At 43.3% G+C, this 17,858-nt stretch carries 15 protein-coding genes; 4 read left to right on the top strand and 11 right to left on the bottom strand.

What is annotated here, in order from left to right:
- Window positions 1-212 precede the first annotated feature (212 nt).
- Window positions 213-833, top strand: a complete 621-nt coding sequence (locus EHO59_RS07490; RefSeq protein ID WP_246052686.1) for a hypothetical protein — start codon at window positions 213-215, stop codon at window positions 831-833.
- Window positions 834-839: 6 nt separating this feature from the next.
- Here EHO59_RS07490 and EHO59_RS07485 read toward each other — a convergent pair whose 3' ends face one another.
- Window positions 840-1,463, bottom strand: a complete 624-nt coding sequence (locus EHO59_RS07485) for a YceI family protein (RefSeq protein ID WP_425460220.1) — start codon at window positions 1,461-1,463, stop codon at window positions 840-842.
- Window positions 1,464-1,564: 101 nt separating this feature from the next.
- Here EHO59_RS07485 and thiL point away from each other — a divergent pair, with 101 nt between their 5' ends.
- Together thiL and EHO59_RS07475 are read left to right on the top strand one after the other, a co-directional pair.
- Window positions 1,565-2,485, top strand: a complete 921-nt coding sequence (gene thiL, locus EHO59_RS07480; protein WP_135586247.1) for a thiamine-phosphate kinase — start codon at window positions 1,565-1,567, stop codon at window positions 2,483-2,485.
- Window positions 2,486-2,544: 59 nt separating this feature from the next.
- Window positions 2,545-3,726, top strand: coding sequence for a DUF418 domain-containing protein (locus tag EHO59_RS07475; protein WP_135586245.1), 1,182 nt, complete (start codon window positions 2,545-2,547; stop codon window positions 3,724-3,726).
- Window positions 3,727-3,755: 29 nt separating this feature from the next.
- On the opposite strand, the gene EHO59_RS07470 is transcribed toward EHO59_RS07475, so the two are convergent.
- A complete protein-coding gene (locus tag EHO59_RS07470; protein WP_135586243.1) occupies window positions 3,756-7,610 on the bottom strand; it encodes a PAS domain S-box protein in 3,855 nt (1,284 codons plus the stop codon).
- A gap of 151 nt (window positions 7,611-7,761) precedes the next feature.
- On the opposite strand from EHO59_RS07470, the gene EHO59_RS07465 reads away from it, so the two are divergent.
- Window positions 7,762-8,178 carry an MAPEG family protein gene (locus EHO59_RS07465; protein WP_135586241.1) on the top strand — a complete coding sequence of 139 codons (417 nt, stop codon included), beginning with the start codon at window positions 7,762-7,764 and terminating at the stop codon, window positions 8,176-8,178.
- Between the two features lie 7 nt (window positions 8,179-8,185).
- Here the strand turns inward: EHO59_RS07465 and EHO59_RS07460 are convergent, their stop codons facing one another.
- From EHO59_RS07460 to nuoF, 9 genes are all read right to left on the bottom strand, one after another.
- Window positions 8,186-8,824 (bottom strand): hypothetical protein, encoded by a 639-nt coding sequence (locus EHO59_RS07460; RefSeq protein WP_135586239.1) that lies wholly within the window; start codon window positions 8,822-8,824, stop codon window positions 8,186-8,188.
- A 157-nt stretch (window positions 8,825-8,981) separates the two neighbouring features.
- Window positions 8,982-9,497: an SseB family protein gene (locus EHO59_RS07455; RefSeq protein ID WP_135586237.1), complete on the bottom strand. Its 516-nt coding sequence runs from the start codon at window positions 9,495-9,497 to the stop codon at window positions 8,982-8,984.
- Window positions 9,498-9,499: 2 nt separating this feature from the next.
- A complete protein-coding gene (locus EHO59_RS07450; RefSeq protein WP_135586235.1) occupies window positions 9,500-10,978 on the bottom strand; it encodes an NADH-quinone oxidoreductase subunit N in 1,479 nt (492 codons plus the stop codon).
- A complete protein-coding gene (locus EHO59_RS07445; protein WP_135586233.1) occupies window positions 10,975-12,624 on the bottom strand; it encodes a complex I subunit 4 family protein in 1,650 nt (549 codons plus the stop codon). The genes EHO59_RS07450 and EHO59_RS07445 overlap by 4 nt, the downstream gene beginning before the upstream one ends.
- Entirely contained in the window at window positions 12,625-14,556 is a 1,932-nt protein-coding gene (nuoL, locus tag EHO59_RS07440; protein ID WP_135586231.1) for an NADH-quinone oxidoreductase subunit L, read from the bottom strand. It lies immediately after the preceding gene.
- 5 nt (window positions 14,557-14,561) lie between these two features.
- Window positions 14,562-14,897, bottom strand: coding sequence for an NADH-quinone oxidoreductase subunit NuoK (gene nuoK, locus EHO59_RS07435; RefSeq protein ID WP_135586229.1), 336 nt, complete (start codon window positions 14,895-14,897; stop codon window positions 14,562-14,564).
- Entirely contained in the window at window positions 14,894-15,508 is a 615-nt protein-coding gene (locus EHO59_RS07430) for an NADH-quinone oxidoreductase subunit J family protein (RefSeq protein WP_135586227.1), read from the bottom strand. The genes nuoK and EHO59_RS07430 overlap by 4 nt, the downstream gene beginning before the upstream one ends.
- Window positions 15,502-16,560 (bottom strand): NADH-quinone oxidoreductase subunit NuoH, encoded by a 1,059-nt coding sequence (gene nuoH, locus EHO59_RS07425; protein WP_135586225.1) that lies wholly within the window; start codon window positions 16,558-16,560, stop codon window positions 15,502-15,504. The genes EHO59_RS07430 and nuoH overlap by 7 nt, the downstream gene beginning before the upstream one ends.
- 3 nt (window positions 16,561-16,563) lie before the next feature.
- Window positions 16,564-17,850 carry an NADH-quinone oxidoreductase subunit NuoF gene (gene nuoF, locus EHO59_RS07420; RefSeq protein WP_135586223.1) on the bottom strand — a complete coding sequence of 429 codons (1,287 nt, stop codon included), beginning with the start codon at window positions 17,848-17,850 and terminating at the stop codon, window positions 16,564-16,566.
- Between the last annotated feature and the right edge of the window lie 8 nt (window positions 17,851-17,858).

The following is a 17,858-nucleotide window of genomic DNA, read 5'->3' as shown; positions in this document are numbered from 1 at the left end:
CATAAATTAGTATATTGAAGGATTTTAACTTAGAATCTATTCCTTAAGAGCCGTGGTCACTGAAAAGCGACCAATCTGCTGCTCTTCATTATATTTTCCAGAGAGGTAAGTGCGTTAATTTCTTGCCGAACAATTTACATAAATACGATACTGCGGATATGAAGCTTCGAATCCTTGCACTTATTCTTTTTTCATTTGTATCGCAGGGATGTTTGTCGGAAAAAACATGTTCTAGCCAAGACAGAGGTTGCAATTCGGCACAACAGGTACTGTCCTTATTCTCCGCGCCCTCTGGAGTGTACGTATATCCTACTTCTACCAGTTACCAAGGCAACTTGTCCATTCTTGGTGCGGGAGCTTTGGATTCTAGCTTGAGTGTGATTTGCGGAAGAGACAAACTTCTGGCTCCGATCATCGATCTGGGTTGCTCTAAAGTGGCACCGATGGTCTCCACTTCCTTGGTTTCATTCAACGCAATCAATACGTTCTATGCGGATATTCCTTATACAGGAACACCAGTGCGAGGCCCCAAGGGAGGCATCATCGCTGACGATCTATCTACTCTATTTGCTTCGGATCTGAAAATGTCCTTATCTGCGGCAGGCCTTGGCATCGGTGGCCAATTGTATTGGAGCTTTTCGGACGGCTCCGGAAGCGTTTCATCCGACACCTGCAACGATGGAGGAGATAACACAGGGGCTTACAATGGAGCGGTCGGAAGCACAACCATTTCTGCCGTCGGCAGTTGGTTCAATGTCAATAGCGCCTCTTGCAGCGAATCTCATAGAGTTCTTTGCCTATGCTATCATCCTCTCAGTTCTTCAGGCGGTTGATCGATCTTACTTACAATCCTTCTTTAATTCGGATTTAATTGTGATCTCAACATCCGGCCAAAGAACGGATTTACCGTCCTTGCTCGTATGCAAGTCCTTACAAATATCATTTAGTGCTTTTAACGCTGCACCAGCCTTCCAATGATTCAGATCCAAGGAACCCTTAACGTTCAGTATATTTCCATTTTCTAATGTAAACTGAAGAGGAAGAGCTTTAGTCACTCCATTTAAGGTCAACTGGATCACTCCCTTGCCCGATTTTTGATCTGCATCCAAGCTTACGGAAGAAAGAGAACCGGAAATCTTTCCGTTTGCCTTTAGATTTCCAAAGAAAGCTCCCTTGATCTTAGGATCTCTCTCCGCATTCCCGCTATCTAGATCGATCGGCTCTAAGGAAAATTTTAAACCCTTCAAGGCATGTGTAACGGAATCTCCTGGCTTGGTCCCTGAAATACTTACCTTAGTGAACTTACCGCCCACTCCGGTTTTTTCGGTAAACTTAAAAGCCTTCCACTCCAGACTGGTTTGCTCGGCTACTACCGAATACTTGCAAGAAGTATCTGCAGCAAACGTTTTGGATTGCCAAGGCCCGGCTAAAATGAATGCTAAGAAAAGACTTACGCTTAGAATTCGGAAGTAAAAAGAATTTATACGAACTTTCATAGCCTTATACTGAGGTTGAAAGAAAACAAAGTCAAGATTTTTAGAAAAGGATCTAAAAAGGAAACAGTTTGAACGAAGAAGAACTTATCTCCTCTCTTTATCCTCCGGGGAAGGAACAGGAAAACGACTGTTATTCGGATGAAAACGGAAATCTGATCACTACGGACACGATCGTAGAAGGGACACATTTTCGTTTGGATTGGAGTCGTCCCCAAGATTTGGCAAACAAATTGGTAGAAGTGAACGTTTCGGATATCGCAGCTGCAAATGGAATCCCCGAAAAAGCGTTTTTCAATTTTGGACTTTCTCCTTCTTGCAATCGCAAAGAATTCTTAGAGCCTTTTGTAGAATCGTTTAAGAAGGCATTATTATCCTATAATATCGAGCTTTGTGGAGGAGATACATATAGGACCCAGGAGTTAAATCTTGCATTAACCCTACTCGGCAAATCAAATTCTCCTTTAGATCGAAAAGGAGGAAAGCCGGGAGACAAATTGTATCTCAGCGGTCATATAGGCGCTTCCTTATTAGGCTACAAGATATTAGAAGGTGCTCATCTTTCCTTGTCTCCACAGCTAAGAGAGATCGCGTTAAACAGACACCTTCGACCAAAGGCCAGATTGGACTTAAGCAAATCCTTATATTCTAATAAACGTATCCATGCGGGAATGGACCTAACCGACGGACTAAAACAGGACGCCTTCAAACTCGCTAAATCTTCCGGGGTTCTTATCGAAATAGAATTGGACCAGCTTCCCTTTGAAATCGGAGTTAAAGAATCGATCGGAATAGAAGGGATCCTAACCTCCGGAGAAGAGCTAGAGTTACTGTTTCTTTCTCCCGAAGAATTGCCTCAGGCCTGGGAAGGAATTTCTATCCGACAGATCGGCTCCGTTAAGAGCCTGAGCCAAGGAGAGTCTCCTCATGTCCGTTATTCGTACGAAGGAAAGATGTATTCTCCAAAAGAATCCGGCTTCCGACATTTTTGAAAGAATTCCGGTCCCAAAATTACTTGGAGAAAGTCCAAAGAAAGGATTCACTGATTCGTATGATCACGCACAAAAGGATCGGCTTTATAGATTTCTTAAGGGGTTTTGCTCTTTTCGGAATATTGGTAGTCAATCTTCCTTATTTTTCTAAGCCGATGTTTCTTGTAGCTTCCTTGCATGAGAACTCTACTCTTCTGGACTCCATAGGCTCCTGGATCGTAGCGTTCTTTTTCGAATCTAAGTTTTATGTTCTATTTTCATTTCTATTCGGCTACGGATTCTCGATGCAAATGGACTCGAGTGAGAGTTCGAAAGCAAACTTCGAGTATTTCAGAAGGATCTTTGCTTTAATCATATTAGGGATCCTGCATGGGATTTTTTTATTCTTAGGAGATATACTATTCTCCTACGGAATATTAGGGATCGCGTTATGGTTTTTAAGAAAGAAGAGCCCGATCTGGTTATTGCGTTTTTCTTTCCTCTGTCTATTGCTTGCAATTGCAGGAAGAATTGTTTTATTTGCTGCCGAAGATTCCTTTAGAGCCTTTCTCGCAAATCATCTGACCCAGATCTTAGAAGAAACAAGAAAGGCGTATCTGGGAAGTTTCTGGGAGAATGCGATCCAAAGATCTAAGGAAACATTTTCCTCTTTTCGATTTTTGGTTTTATACCAATGGCCTTCGATCTTGGCAATGTTCTCTCTTGGTTTAGCGGCGGCAAAGAAATCCATATTTGCTGATTGGGGAGAAGCAAGACTCTTTCTAAGTAAATATTTCCCTTGGATGCTTATATTAGGAGTGCTCGGGAACTTACTCTATACTCTCCATTCTCGCCATGTTTTTCCAGAAGACTTGAATAAGTCCCTGAAATTCTTTTTAGTTTGCTTGGATCCGATCAGCGCTCCCGCACTTACTTTCTGCTACGTTTATATATTAGGAAATTATTATGCGTCTTCTAAAAGTTTGGCGGACAAACCATGGTTTGAGACTGCCGGAAGATTGTCCTTAACCAGTTATCTGGGTGAATCCTTGGTCTGCACTTGGATCTTTTGCGGTTGGGGCTTAGGATATTTCGATCAATTAGGAAGCTATATCGTGCTATTGCTTTCGGTTCCGATCTGGATTTTTTGGGTTGGTTTTTCGGCACTTTGGGACCGATTTTTCTCTCTCGGACCCATGGAATGGCTTCTTAGATCCTGGACCTACTGGTCTTTCATGAAACTAAAGAGACCTGGCTCTTGATCGAAACATTGATTGAAATTGGTCTTAGATCAGCTAAGCCATTTATAGATCATCTTGGCAAAGTCGGCTTTTACTGCAGGCTTACTCATATAATCGTCCATTCCGGCATCTAAACATTTTTCTCTTTCGCCTGAAACAATACCCGCTGTCACAGCTATAATAGGAATGTGTCCTCCAGAATTTTCTAATTTTCTAATATATTGTGTAGCCTCATATCCGTTCATCTCCGGCATCTGTATGTCCATGAAGACTATATCCGGTTTTTCGGACTCGTATTTCTTGACCGCTTCCTTGCCGTTCGGTGCCTCTATGCATTTTGCATTCGGAAGGATACGCTTTACTATATTTGTAGCAAGCATCATATTCACGGAGTTGTCCTCCGCAATAAGAACTGTAACCGCCTTGTTCTCGAAAGATTTCTGAGACATTTCGATAGACTCTGCCTGTTTCGAACTTTCTCCGCTATGAAGAATAACTGGAACGACCACTTCATTTCCAGAGTCTTCCATTTTTGAAAGTTTTAGATCGAAATAAAAGCAGCTTCCTTTGCCGATCTCACTCTCCAAATGCAATTCACTTCCCATCATATAGAGAAGTTTATTCGAGATTGTTAATCCCAATCCTGTTCCCCCGAATCTGCGAGTCGTGGACACATCACCTTGGGAGAATGCTTCGAAGATCTTCTCTCTACTGTCCGAAGCGATACCGATTCCGGTGTCGTTCACAGAGAATCTAAAATCAAATTCCGTTTGGGAGATCTTCTTCAAGACTTCTACTTTGAATTCTATGGTTCCTTCTTCCGTAAATTTAACTGCGTTACTGAATAGATTTAGAATAATCTGCCTGAGCCGAATGCTATCCGCTTTTACAAATTTAGGCACTTCGGGAGCTATGCTGACTATAAGTTGAAGGCCCTTCTTCTCCGCTTGGACACGTATCATATTTACGATCTGGCTACATAGATCGAATAGATTCGTCTTCTCATAAGAAAGCTCTAGTTTACCTGCTTCTATCTTGGAGAAATCCAGAATATCATTAATAATATCTAATAAAGATTCCGCAGATTGAAAGACTGTCATCATATACTGTTGCTGGCTCTCGTCCAAGGACGTCCTTAAAAGAAGATCCGTGAATCCTATAATCCCGTTCAAAGGAGTTCTGATCTCGTGGCTCATATTTGCCAAGAAATCGGACTTGGCTTTGTTTGCCTGTTCTGCTAGAAGTTTTGCTTTCTTCAGCTCTTCTCTTTGCAAACAACTTTCCGTAATGTCCTGAGTAAACATCATGATTCCGCCCACGGAACCATCCATCTGATACCAAGGCCTCACTTCCCAGCGAAGGTATTGATCATGATCCCAACCTTCCGGCCTCCAGACATTTTCATCGTTCTTGATTACCTCTCCTTGGAGACATCTTTGATGGATCGCCTTCCACTCATCCGAGATATTCGAAAAGACCTCATAATGAGAAAGTCCAACTAGGTTTCTTCCGGGTAGATGATACTCGGACAACCATCTTTGGCTTACCGCAATATAGCGGATTTCAGTATCAAACATCGCAACTGCAGCGGGAGCGTGCTCAACAAAGGCGAGAAGTCTGGATCTTTCCTTAAAGAGTTCCAACTCTGCTTTCTTTCTTTCGTCTATATCCGAAATAGCGCCAAAGATACGAACGCAAACTCCGTCTTCGAATTCTGCACCCGCAACGGAACGGACCCAAAGTTCATTTCCTTTTGCAGTGACCAATTGCATCTCTATATCGTAAGGAATTCCTTCCTTGATCAAGGCTTGGATTGCATCGATGACCTTAGTTCGACTCTCCCCTTCTTTTACGAAATTCAATCCACCTTCTAAAGAAGGCTCGTAATCGGGAGGAACCTCGTGCATCTCTTTCGTTACCGCTGACCAAGTAGCTACGCTATTCTTGAGATCCAAATCCCAAGCACCAACTCGGACAAGCTTACTGGTTTGTTCTAGTAATTCTTTAGCGTGACGAAGTTGTTCCTCAGTCTTCTTGATATCGTCGATATCCATGATCTGAGCGATATACTGAATTGGTTTACCATCCGCTCCTTTTACCACAGAGGCGGATAAAAGGATCCAGATCACATCCCCATTTTTCGTAATATAACGTTTTTCTAAATGATATCCGGATCTCTTTCCGTCTATCATCTCCTGCAATAAGATCAGATCCTTTTTAAGATCTTCTGGATGAGTAATATCCTTAAACGTAAGATTATATAATTCTTCTCTTTCGTATCCGAGCAGATCGACTAGATTGTCGTTTACTTTCAGCCATCTTCCTTCTGGATCGAGGATAGCCATACCGGTAGAAGAATATTCAAATGCACTCTGAAAGGATTCCTGGATCTTTCTTCTTTCGCCAATATCCCTTCCTATCTCGGAGGAACCGATCATCCTTCCCAAAGAATCGAACATAGGAGAAAGCGAGATGGACATCTCGATGAGACGACCGTCTCTTCCTTTTCGGATTGCTTCGTATTGAACGGTTTCCCTTCCTCTCATCATTCTGGCTTCACTGCCGCTTTCTTCTGCCACCGATTCTCTCGGGATAAGAGTTTGGATCGGAGTACCGATCACCTCACTTGCAAAATAACCGAAGATCTTCTCCGCACCTGGATTCCAAGAAATGATCTTATCCTCCAAGTCTCTTCCGATAATCGCGTCATCAGAAGATTCTACGATCCTTGCTAAACGAAGATTCGCCATCTCCACTGTCTTACGTTCATCTATGTCCTGTATAATTCCGAATAATCTTTTGCATTTGCCTTTCTCGAAATCGGATTGCCCAACAGTGCGGACCCATTTCAATATTCCTTTCCTATTTTGGATCTGCAATTCCAAGTCCCAAGAAAGTCCCTTGCTCACCGCATTTCGGATCGCTTCCGCAATCTTTGTCCTACAATTTCCTTCCGAATAGATCCGGATCATTCCCTCCGCATCGGAGACTTCGCTTTCTGTAACCTCGCAGATCTCCTTTGCTACATCGGACCAATAACGAGTATTCTCTTCGAAATTGATTTCCCAGCCACCGACCTTCGCGACTCGATTTGTTTTTTCGAGTTGCTCTTTTGCTCGAATCAGTTCCAGTTTCGTATTACGTATCTCGGAGACATCGTTGGATATAACGGAGAATCCGACTACCTTTCCGTCCAATATATCAGGAACGTAATATGTTAGCGCGTATCTCGTTGGCCTTCCATCTGTATAAGGGATGGCTCTTTCAAAGATCTGCCTTTCTCCTTTCAAAGCTCTCTCGATGTGCGGAAGGTTTTGGCGATAGAGTTCTTCTCCGAGCACATCCTTAATGTGCATACCACTGATATCATTCATCCCGATACCGAGCCAATCCAAATAGGCATCATTTGCAGCTCGATTGAGTTGATTCGCATCCCAATAACCGATCAAAGAAGGAAGATTATTCGCAAGAAATAGAAAATCTATATCTCTCTTCTTGGAACGATTGTCGGGCTCCTGATCGTTTTTTAGGTTCAGAAGTCCTACACAGATTCGTTCTCCATCCAGAGAATGAAAAAGGATCTTGGTGCTTGCAGTGAGAATCGAACCAGTAGAATGCTGATAGTGTAGAGTAAGAAGAGAGGTTTCCTTGCTCTGAGAGAGGCAATGATCTACAGTTTCTAGATCTTGAGGAGAGAGAATTTTATTCCAGTTAAGAGCTGCTTCCTGGTCTTTTACTTTGGCCCAACCAAGAAGGGATTTAAGTTTAGGATTGATCCAAAGATGATTCTGTTTGTTTAAGTTTCTAGCCCAGACTCCGTCCTGGCCAAAGTTCAACATGCAATCGAAAAAATCCCGATCCGTTTTCAGCCAATCATAAACGAACTTTTCAAGATACTCTTGCATTTTTAAACGCAGTAAGATAAGACGATCGGAAAAGAGTCTTACAAACTAGTGAAAAACAAAAGCTAGTCAATGAAAATTAATTTCCAGTTCTCAAGAGATATAAGGAAATTCTGTGTCTTTTAATTGAGATTCGTTAGAAGGAAAAAGAAATATGCAAAAAGAACTTTGGTTATTTCCCATTGGTGCGTTAGCCTTATTGACCTTTTTCGTGTTGGTACAAGTCCCGATTCGACGTTTCTATGCTGGTTTCAAAGGAATGGTCACTGCCAAGGATTTTAAATTCGGAGAATCCAAGAGAGTTCCAGATTGGGTAGTGGTGGTAAATCGCAATTATATGAATCTTTTAGAGGTTCCTACCCTTTTCTATTTGATCTGCGTAATCCATTTCTTAACGGACAGAACCGATTCACTAAGCCTAGGTCTTGCTTGGATCTACGTATTCCTGAGGATCCTGCATAGCGTGGTCCATCTTACTTACAATAATGTATATCATAGATTAGCAGTGTTTGCGTTTAGCAATCTGATCCTCGGAGGGCTCTGGCTAGACTTCTTTAGATATTATATTTAAAGGATATTTAGTTCTTTTCTTTCTTCGATGAAGAAGAAGGTTTCTTGAAAATTCCCTGAGACCGGGCTGTTTGCAACGTATAGGCAGCCATATAACGTGCCAAACCATCGTATTCCCAAGATGGAAGATAAAAAGGCATTAAGAACAGAAAGAAGATCTGATAATAGTATTCGTATTTTTCAGAGAGATCCACGGAGCCTAAATGGTTTCCTTCAGAATCATAAAAGTCTGTGCTTACTAAAAAGCTACCTTCTTCTCTATACGGACGAAATCCGTATCCTTTAGAAAGAAAATATCCGATCGTTCTATTCTCAGCTTCTTGCTCTACTATCTTCACTCTGATCTGAATATCTGCCCTCTCTTCGAAAGAAACTGACTGAAACAACTCAGAATCCTCACAAGCAGAAAGAAAGATCTTCTTCCATTCTTCTTGTCTGTCAGTATTTTCTTCCTCATCCAACTGGTGGAGGGAATCGTTCTTTGTGGGCACATACATCACTTGCAAAGTTGCCCTTTTGTAAAAGCTGGGAGTTTGATTCTCTTGGTTCGAAAGCTTGGAATAGTCTGCTTGGGTAAGCATAATACAATTCCCTAATACGAAGAAAGGAACCAAATATCGCGATGCAGAACGAATGATAGCGGGCATAGAACAGAAAACTCTAATATAGAGCAATCATTAGATTGGCCGCTCTGAATTCCAATCCAAATTTGAAGCGGCTACGGATCCGAAGATAAAATTTCGTTTTATATAAAATAATAAGCCGAATTTCGTGATACGGGATTACTTTTTCTTTATATAGATCTTACTTTTCTTTTTGAAGGACTTCTAAATGGTCTCTGGAAAGGATCCATAGTGTAGAACCAGGGTCTATTGCGACTCCAGAGACTCCCTTGTTCTGCAAGCCAACGGACCATAATTCCTTGGCAGTGATGGGAGCAAGCTGGGTCTCCTTTCCAAAATAAAGCGTGGATTCAGAAGGATGTGAGAAGGCAGGAAGATACACTCTTCCCTTTTCGTCGCTGATATAGAGTAGAACAATTGGCTCGGGTCCGTCGTTCTTAGGAACAGTCTTCTTCTTTTTCTTGGCGGCTACTTTCTTCTTGGGCTTGGACTTCTTTGCCAGAGCTTTTTGATCCGTATAAGGGATCAAAAAATATGCCTTGGTCAATTCCGAGGATAATCTTTCTAAATTCTTCTCGGAACGATGCTTTGAATAACGATAGATCGCCTCTTGAAAGGGAGCGTTCTTTCCTTCAAACTTAGGAATGGGAGTAAAATAGTCTTTTAAATAAGAAGAAAATCTTTGGATCAAATTCATTCTTACTTACGAAGTTCCGCCGATTTATTGAATCTCAAGCTGGTGAGATCCTTTGGTTGTAAGAAATACCAACCGAATACGACTGCCATCAGACAGAATGCGGATACGAAGACTACTCCATAACTTGTCTTAGGAGGAGATACTTGAGAGATCTCTCCGTCTGTGGAGCTCATATAAGCGGAGATCCCTACTTTTACATAGTAGTATAGAGCCAATGCCGAATTTGCAATCCCGCCGATCAGCAGTAATCTTCCGATCGCATTTCCGTTATCCGCAATTCTCTGGAACAAAAATAATTTTGCCCAAAAGCCGCCTAACGGAGGAATCCCTGCAAGAGATAAGAAGAATAAAAATAACGCCAAGCTTGTCCAAGGCCTGGTCTTTGCTAATCCAGCGATGGATTCATAAGTAACATGCTTGTCCCCTTCTTCCAAGAAGGAGAGAAGTGCAAATGCACCCAAGCTCATGAAAGAGTACACAATCAAATAAAAGATCGCTTCCTTCTCACAGCCGAGTGAGACCCCTGCAACCACATAGCCTGCATGAGCAATGGAAGAATAAGCCAATACCCTTTTTAAGCTGCTCTGTTGCAAGGCCACGAAATTTCCGTATGTCATGGACAGAAAAGCCAAGATCCCCATGATCCATGCCCATTCTCCGTTTGCGACTGGGCTTGGAAGTTTGGAAAATACCACCATGAGTAATCCCATGGACGCAGACTTGGAAGCGGTGGCCATGAAACCTGTGACAGGAGTCAGTGCACCTTCATACGCATCTGGAGTCCAAGAATGATACGGAAATAAAGCGATCTTAAATGCGATCCCAGTCAGAAGAAGCAAAAGTCCGATCTTAGTAAAATTGGACTCGAAGCCCGCAATAGAGAGAGGCTTTAAGGATTCTTGCAGATGAGTGGTCCCTGATCCTCCGAAAAGGAAAGCCATTCCGAGAAGAAAGAATCCTGTAGAAAAACTTCCTAATAGAAAATATTTCAAACTCGCTTCTAAAGAGAATACATCGCTTCTCGCCATTCCTACAAGAACATAGAGAGAAACGCTCATAAGTTCCAATCCCACAAAGATCGTGACTGTGTCCGTTCCAGAAGTCATTAGGAACATTCCCACTACGGAAAAAAGAAGAAGAGGATAGAACTCAGGAAATTCCATATTATGTTGTTCTAATACTCTTGGAGAAGCCAATATGGTTCCAAAAGCCATGATTAGATACAAAGAGGAGAACCAGAATCCTAAATTGCCTATCTCATAATGTCCGCCGAAGTAGTTTCCAACACCTGGCAAAAAGAAATGAGATGCAATTAACGAAACAAATGCAAATACTAAGATCAAACCGGAAGTGAATCGGATAATCCTGAATTCAGAACCTTGAAAGAAGAATTGCATTCCAAGGAGTAAAATGCCTCCTCCGGATAAGATCAATATCGGGAGAATCGCCAATAGATCGTTTGGACTTGGGATTAAACTCATTCTTCCGCCTCTTGCGCTACGGTTTTCTTGCCTGGGATCCCACCAGATCTTCCGGAAGGAATTCGTTCCTCATAACTGAGAACATTCGCGCCCAAGGTCTGATAATTAATATATTTCTTTTGCGTTGTTTTCAAAGAACCTTCTTGTTCTCCAAAAGCTCTTTCTTTCAACACTTGTTGAGAAGCGCTGTTTAAGACCACTCTCGCACTAGGAGCCAGATATTCTAACAAAGGTTTCGGATAAACACCGGTAACGAGAATAATTGCTGCTGTTGCAAACAGAATGAATTTCTCTCTAAAATTCAAAGGACTTAAACTCGAAGAGAGAGAATTCGGCTCCCCGAATACTAAGATCTTAGCGAAGTACAACATATATCCCGCAGCAAAGATCACAGCCGTTCCCGCTAAAACTCCGAATAAGAGACTATATTTAAAGGTTCCGATCAATACTAAGAATTCCCCCACGAAACCGTTTGTTCCTGGAAGTCCAGCACTCGCAAATGCAGCAAGACCGATAAATGCTGCAAGCAAGGGAGCAGATTTTGCCAGGCCGGAATATTTACTTAATTCGTTCGTCCCGGTGCGTTCATGCAAGAATCCTAATATAAAGAAAAGCAGGCCGGAAGTAAATCCGTGGTTCACCATCTGTAGCATTCCCCCGGCAACACCTTCTTCTGTGAGAGAAAGTATTCCTAGAATGCAAAAGCCCATGTGAGAAAGAGAAGAGAACGCAACGAGTCGTTTGCTATTTTTCTGAGTAAGAGCGACTACCGCGCCGTAGACAACTCCCGCCACTGCCAATGCGGCGAAGAAATTTCTATATTCCAAAAACACTTGTGGGAAGATGGGAATCACCACTCTTACATAAGCGAATAATCCGATCTTCAATAGGATCCCAGCCAAGTCCACCGAACCCACTGTAGGAGCTTCTTCGTGAACATCCGGCATCCATGTATGAAAAGGAAAGAGAGGAACCTTGATCGCAAAGGCGAAGCTGAATCCTATAAATAACCAAAATCTAAGATCGGAAGGAATATCATTCAAAGAAGCGACTGCAAGCTTCTCTAAATCCAAAGTGTGAGTGAAATGATATAATACCAAAATACTCGCGAGCATGAAGACAGATCCGGTAAAGGAAAAGATCAGATACTTCATTGCAGCCTTGATCCTTCCCGCTTCTCCCCAAACACCCACCATGATTGTGAAAGGAAGAACCATCCATTCCCAGAAAACGTAGAATTGAACTAAGTTTACGGAGAGAAATACTCCGATCACTCCAGTTTCAACAAGAAGAAGAAGGATAAAGAATTCTCTCACCCTATGCTTTACATTCGAAAAAGCTGATAAAGCGGAGAAGAAGAAGAGCAAAGCGGACATTGTCACTAACAAGAGTGCGAATCCGTCCACAGCCACATAGTAATCCAAACCTCCCGATTCAAAATCCAGAAAATTCCAGATATGATGAGCGAATTGGAAACCTCCGCCGGCTCTCTCATATTCGAATAATAAAGGAATGGTCATCCCGAAGACGGCAAAGGTAAATAACGTAGCTACGCTACGGATCCACTTCTCGCTCTTGGAGAAGAACACAAAAGGAATCCCGATCACGGGCAGAAAGAGCAAAATGCTCAAATAATACTGAGGCACTTAGATTCCCCTCCAGAGAAATGCAGAAAGGATGAGGACCGTTCCAAGAACGATCAGAAAAGCGTAATCAACCACCGTTCCGGTCTGTATCCTACGCAAGACCGAAGCCACTCCTTCGGAAATTCTTCCGGCGCCGACCAACACAGTGTCGATCCAACGTTTCTCCACTACTTCGGAGAAAAATTCGGAAACCGAAGTAAGAGGTCCTACAAATACGTTTTGGAAGAATTCATCCACATAGTATTTATTCGCAGGCAGCGCTCTCCAGCCTGTATAAGCAGACTCGTCGCTCGGAAGTTTTTCTTTCTTAGCAAAAAAGATCCAGTAGATCCCGAAGCCCAAAAGGATCGCTCCCAAGGAAAGAAGAGCGAGTAAAAGTTCCTCGCTCGGAGCTAAATGATGAAGAGCAACGTGAGAATTCTTAAGCTTAGCGGAATAACCCAAGCCTTGGGCAAACACAGGAGCAAAATATCTTTCCAGAACATCGACTCCTCCCAAAGACTCAGGAACAAGAAGATATCCGGAGAACGCTGCTCCCAATGCAAGTATAACCAATGGAAGGGTCATGGTCCAAGGACTCTCATGAGGATGCACATTCGCAGCTACCTTGGACTTTCCGGTAAACGCAAGAAGGGTCAAACGGAACATATAGAAGGTCGTTAGAAAAGCAGTAACCACTCCCATGGCAAAGAACACAGGATGGAAGAAATAAGCTTTTTCTAATATAAGATCCTTAGAGAAGAAACCACTGAAAGGAGGAGCACCGGCGATCGCCAAGGTCCCGAGCAAGAAGGTCCACCAGGTGATCTTCATCTGGGACTTGAGCCCTCCCATTCTTCTTAAATCCTGCTCGTCATGAAGAGAGTGAATCACGGAACCGGAACCCAAGAAGAGTAACGCTTTAAAGAATGCATGTGTCAGAAGATGAAAGAGTCCAGCCACATAAGCTCCTGCACCCATAGCGACGAACATATAACCCAACTGAGAAACTGTGGAGTAAGCTAAGACTTTTTTGATATCGTTCTGATACACGCCTATCGTTGCAGCAAAGAACGCAGTAAACGTTCCGATGCAAACGATCCAAAATCCCACTTGAGGAACTAATACAAAAATGTAATTCAATCTAGCGATCAAAAACAATCCAGCAGTCACCATGGTAGCCGCATGGATCAATGCAGATACTGGAGTTGGACCAGCCATCGCGTCCGGCAACCAAACATGAAAAGGGAACTGAGCGGACTTACCCATCGCGCCTACAAAGAAACAGATCGCAACGATTGGCAACGCTTGCTGAAAGAATTTTGCCTGAGGTAAATTCTCCGCGATCTTCGTAAAAGAAACAGATCCAACTAACCAATATGTAAGAGCAATCCCGGCGATCATTGCAAGATCCGCGATCCTGTTCGTGATAAACGCTTTAATGCTAGCGTTAGCCGCGTTTTCCTTATGAGTATCGAATCCGATCAATAGATAAGAACAAAGTCCTACTCCTTCCCAACCGAAGAATAGAACTACCAGGTTCTCGGCGAGTACCAGATGAAGCATCGCGAATAAGAAAAGATTCAAATAGGAAAAGAACCGAGCGATTCCAGGATTTCCTTTCATGTAACCGATGGAATAGAGATGGATCAAACTTCCGATCCCGGTAATGATCAAGGTCATGAAAAGAGAAAGCTGATCTACTTGGTAAGCCACATCCACTTTGAAGGCACCTACCTCCAACCAAGGAAAGAAGTTTACGATCTGAGGCTGCTGGTTCTCTAAAGGATGATATTGTAAAAAGGCAATCACCCCCGCTCCGAAAGAAGCAAAGGAGAAAAGAGTTCCCACAATGCCGGCGCTGCCTCGAAAATATCTCCCGAAGGCTGCATTCAGAATGGAACCTGCAAGAGGAAGAAGAACAAGAAGAGGTATGAGAATTTCCCAGCTCATCTAAATTACCATTTCATTAAGTTCATTTCGTCCACGAAACTAGTCTTCTTCTTTCTGTGAATGGCAACAACTAAGGCCAAACCGATCGCTGCTTCCGCTGCTGCAATCGCCATCACGAAGAAAACCACCACTTCTCCCTGCACTTGTTGCAAGGATTTGGAAAAGACCACGAATACTAGATTCACCGAGTTCAACATGAGTTCTATGCACATGAAGATGATCACCGCGCTTCTTCTAAAAAGAACCCCGGCGACCCCGATGGAGAATACGATGCAAGCAAGGATCAGCAGATATTCGACAGGAATGCCGGCGATCATCGGTTTTAGAACTCCAGGATTCATACGTCTCCTTCTCCGGACTTTTTGCCTAAATTCTTTTTTCCTAATATGACCGCACCTAGTACGGCCGCGAGCAAGAGTATGGATACGATCTCAAACGGTAAAAGGTAATCCAGGAACATGGAACTTCCGACTACCGCAGTATTTCCTTCTGCAAGAACCGGAGCCTTTCCTTCTTCAACGGATTGAGTGAGAGGATATTCGTACGATCCGGAATTAGAATAACCTTTGGGGGAAAGATCCGTATTCGGAATTCCTTCCCTCACCGAGTTGACTAACACTACTCCCAAAAGAGCGACCACGATCAGAACCAATGCTTTCTTAAACGGGTGATTCCAGAGCTTTGCGATCCCTTCCTCATGCAAGGAAAGAAGCATAAGAACGAATACCACAAGCACCATGATCGCGCCTGCATAAACCAAGACTTGCATGGTTGCGACAAAGATAGAACCTATAACTGCATAAATTCCGGCTAACGCAAAGAAGGTTAACACGAGAAGGATTGCAGAACTGATCGGATTCGGATGAAAGACCACTCCGAGTGCACCTGCGATCAGAATTCCTCCGAATATAAAAAACAGAAGAAGTTGAGGATTATCGAATACTCCTACCATTTCCAAAAACCGTCCAATCCAACGTAAAGACTAGCGATCACAATATTGGCGACCGCCCAAGGGATCATCTTCTTCCAACCTATGGTCATCAATTGATCATAACGGAATCTAGGAAGTGTCCATCTTACCCACATGAACAAGAATGCAAAGAATAAGACCTTAATCATAAAGAGTCCTAGACCGGCCCAAGCCTGCCAAGGAGAACCTGCCAACCAACCGAAAGGAAGATGGTATCCACCGAAAAACAAAATGGTCACTACGCAACTCATAGTGATCATATTCATGTATTCTGCGATAAAGAAGAGGGCAAACTTAAAGGCACCGTACTCGGTGTGAAATCCGACGACCAGTTCGGATTCGGCTTCTGCCAAGTCGAAAGGCAATCTGTTCGTCTCCGCAAACATGGCAACTACGAACACTGAAAATGCGATAAATCCAGGAAGCTTGAATATATTCCAGAGCCCGATTTGAGCATCGTTGATATCCGTAAGTTTCAAAGATCCGGTCAGAATCACGATAGCCGCAACCGACATTCCCAAAGGAAGTTCATAACTGATCATCTGAGCTGTGGAACGGATCCCACCTATCAAAGAATATTTGTTATTACTGGACCAACCTGCGAGAATGATCCCGTATACGGAAAGACTGGAGATAGCAAACAAGAACAGGATCCCAGTATCCGGATTTGCGATTTGAAGATCTAAGACCGAAAAACCGACTTCTTTAGAAAGCCAGTCAGGCAGAACAATGGAACCTCCGAGAGGAACCACGGCCCAAGCCATGATCGCACAAGTCATAGAGATCCCAGGAGCAATCAGATACATAACCTTATTCACATTCTTAGGAAAGATCTCTTCCTTAGTAAGGAATTTGATCCCGTCCGCAAGAGGTTGCAAAAGCCCGAAAGGACCCGCACGATTGGGGCCCTTTCTATCCTGGATATAACCTGCTACTTTACGTTCTGCTAATGTATAATAGGCGCAAGCCGTTATGAATACAAAGAAGAATAGAACGCTCTTGAGCAACCAGAGTAGAACAGTATGCCAATCCATTCTTTAAACTCCGGTCCCCGCTGGTTGTTGAGCGGACTTATCTTTCAATCTGGCTTCGAACTCATGTTTGAACTTTAGGATCGTAGGACGAACCGCACCCACACAAGCGTCAGAAAGAGGACAGATCGTAGTTCCGCCTTCCATATTCCTGGATAAGGAAAGGATCAGATCTAGATCGGCACTGGTACCTTCTCCTTCTCTGATCTTATGCAGTAAGTCTCTCACCCAATGAGTACCTTCTCTGCAAGGAGTGCATTGCCCGCAGGATTCATGAGCATAGAATCTAGCAAAACGATATGTGGTCTCCACAAGATCCGTGCCCTCTCCGATCACGATCACCGCGCCGGAACCAAGCATCGTCTTATGAGCCGCCATGGATTCGAAGTCCATGTTTGCAGTTTTACATTCTTCTGCAGTGAGAATAGGAACGGAAGATCCTCCCGGAATAACTGCCTTCAAAGGCATATCATCTAACATTCCACCACATAGATCGTTGATCAGATCCATAAGAGGAGTTCCAAGTGGGATCTCATATACTCCAGGGCGTTTCACATGACCGGAAACAGAAAAGAGTCTGGTTCCTGGAGATTTTTCGGTCCCGATCTTAGAATACCAGTCTGCTCCCTTATCGATGATATGAGGAACTGTGGAAAAAGTTTCCACGTTATTCACTACCGTAGGACAGCGATATAATCCGGAAACCGCAGGAAAAGGAGGCTTCAGTCTTGGATGACCTCTCCTGCCTTCTAAAGAATTGATGAGTGCAGTCTCTTCTCCGCAGATATAGGCACCTGCCCCTGCATATAGAACCAGATCGAAATCGAATCCGCTGCCCTGGATATTTTTTCCGAGGTATCCTTTTGCATAGGCTTCGTCTATTGCCTTTTGCATAGAATCGATCCCTTTATTGAATTCACCTCGAATATAAAAGAAACCTTTGTTCGCGCCGATCGCTTTGGCGCCTATGATCATTCCCTCAATAATCTGGTGGGGAAGATTCTCGATCAGTTTACGATCTTTGAATGTACCTGGCTCGCCCTCGTCCGCATTGCAGATCAAATATTTCGGTTTAGGGATATCTTTGGGAATAAAGGACCATTTTAAGCCAGTAGGAAAGCCTGCGCCTCCCCTTCCCCTCAATCCTGATTTCTTGACCACATCCACGATCTCTTCGGGAGCCATTTGCAGGGCTTTCTTCATCCCGTCGTATCCGTGAACTGATTCGTAGAATTCCAGTTCGTTCGAGCGAGGATCGTCTATATATTTGGTGAGGATTTTCATTTCGGCCATCGTATTCC

It is taken from the genome of Leptospira semungkisensis, from assembly GCF_004770055.1.
Taxonomy (GTDB): domain Bacteria; phylum Spirochaetota; class Leptospiria; order Leptospirales; family Leptospiraceae; genus Leptospira_B; species Leptospira_B semungkisensis.
Note: the sequence above shows the minus strand (reverse complement) of the source record. Positions and strands in the feature narration are given on the sequence as shown.

Coding starts and splice junctions, on each gene's coding strand:
- EHO59_RS07455 (WP_135586237.1), bottom strand. CDS start 9,497: ATGAATTTGATCCAAAGATTTTCTTCTTATTTAAAAGACTATTTTACT.
- EHO59_RS07465 (WP_135586241.1), top strand. CDS start 7,762: ATGCAAAAAGAACTTTGGTTATTTCCCATTGGTGCGTTAGCCTTATTG.
- EHO59_RS07470 (WP_135586243.1), bottom strand. CDS start 7,610: ATGCAAGAGTATCTTGAAAAGTTCGTTTATGATTGGCTGAAAACGGAT.
- nuoK (WP_135586229.1), bottom strand. CDS start 14,897: ATGAATCCTGGAGTTCTAAAACCGATGATCGCCGGCATTCCTGTCGAA.
- EHO59_RS07460 (WP_135586239.1), bottom strand. CDS start 8,824: ATGCCCGCTATCATTCGTTCTGCATCGCGATATTTGGTTCCTTTCTTC.
- EHO59_RS07430 (WP_135586227.1), bottom strand. CDS start 15,508: ATGGTAGGAGTATTCGATAATCCTCAACTTCTTCTGTTTTTTATATTC.
- EHO59_RS07475 (WP_135586245.1), top strand. CDS start 2,545: ATGATCACGCACAAAAGGATCGGCTTTATAGATTTCTTAAGGGGTTTT.
- nuoF (WP_135586223.1), bottom strand. CDS start 17,850: ATGGCCGAAATGAAAATCCTCACCAAATATATAGACGATCCTCGCTCG.
- nuoH (WP_135586225.1), bottom strand. CDS start 16,560: ATGGATTGGCATACTGTTCTACTCTGGTTGCTCAAGAGCGTTCTATTC.
- nuoL (WP_135586231.1), bottom strand. CDS start 14,556: ATGAGCTGGGAAATTCTCATACCTCTTCTTGTTCTTCTTCCTCTTGCA.
- EHO59_RS07450 (WP_135586235.1), bottom strand. CDS start 10,978: ATGAGTTTAATCCCAAGTCCAAACGATCTATTGGCGATTCTCCCGATA.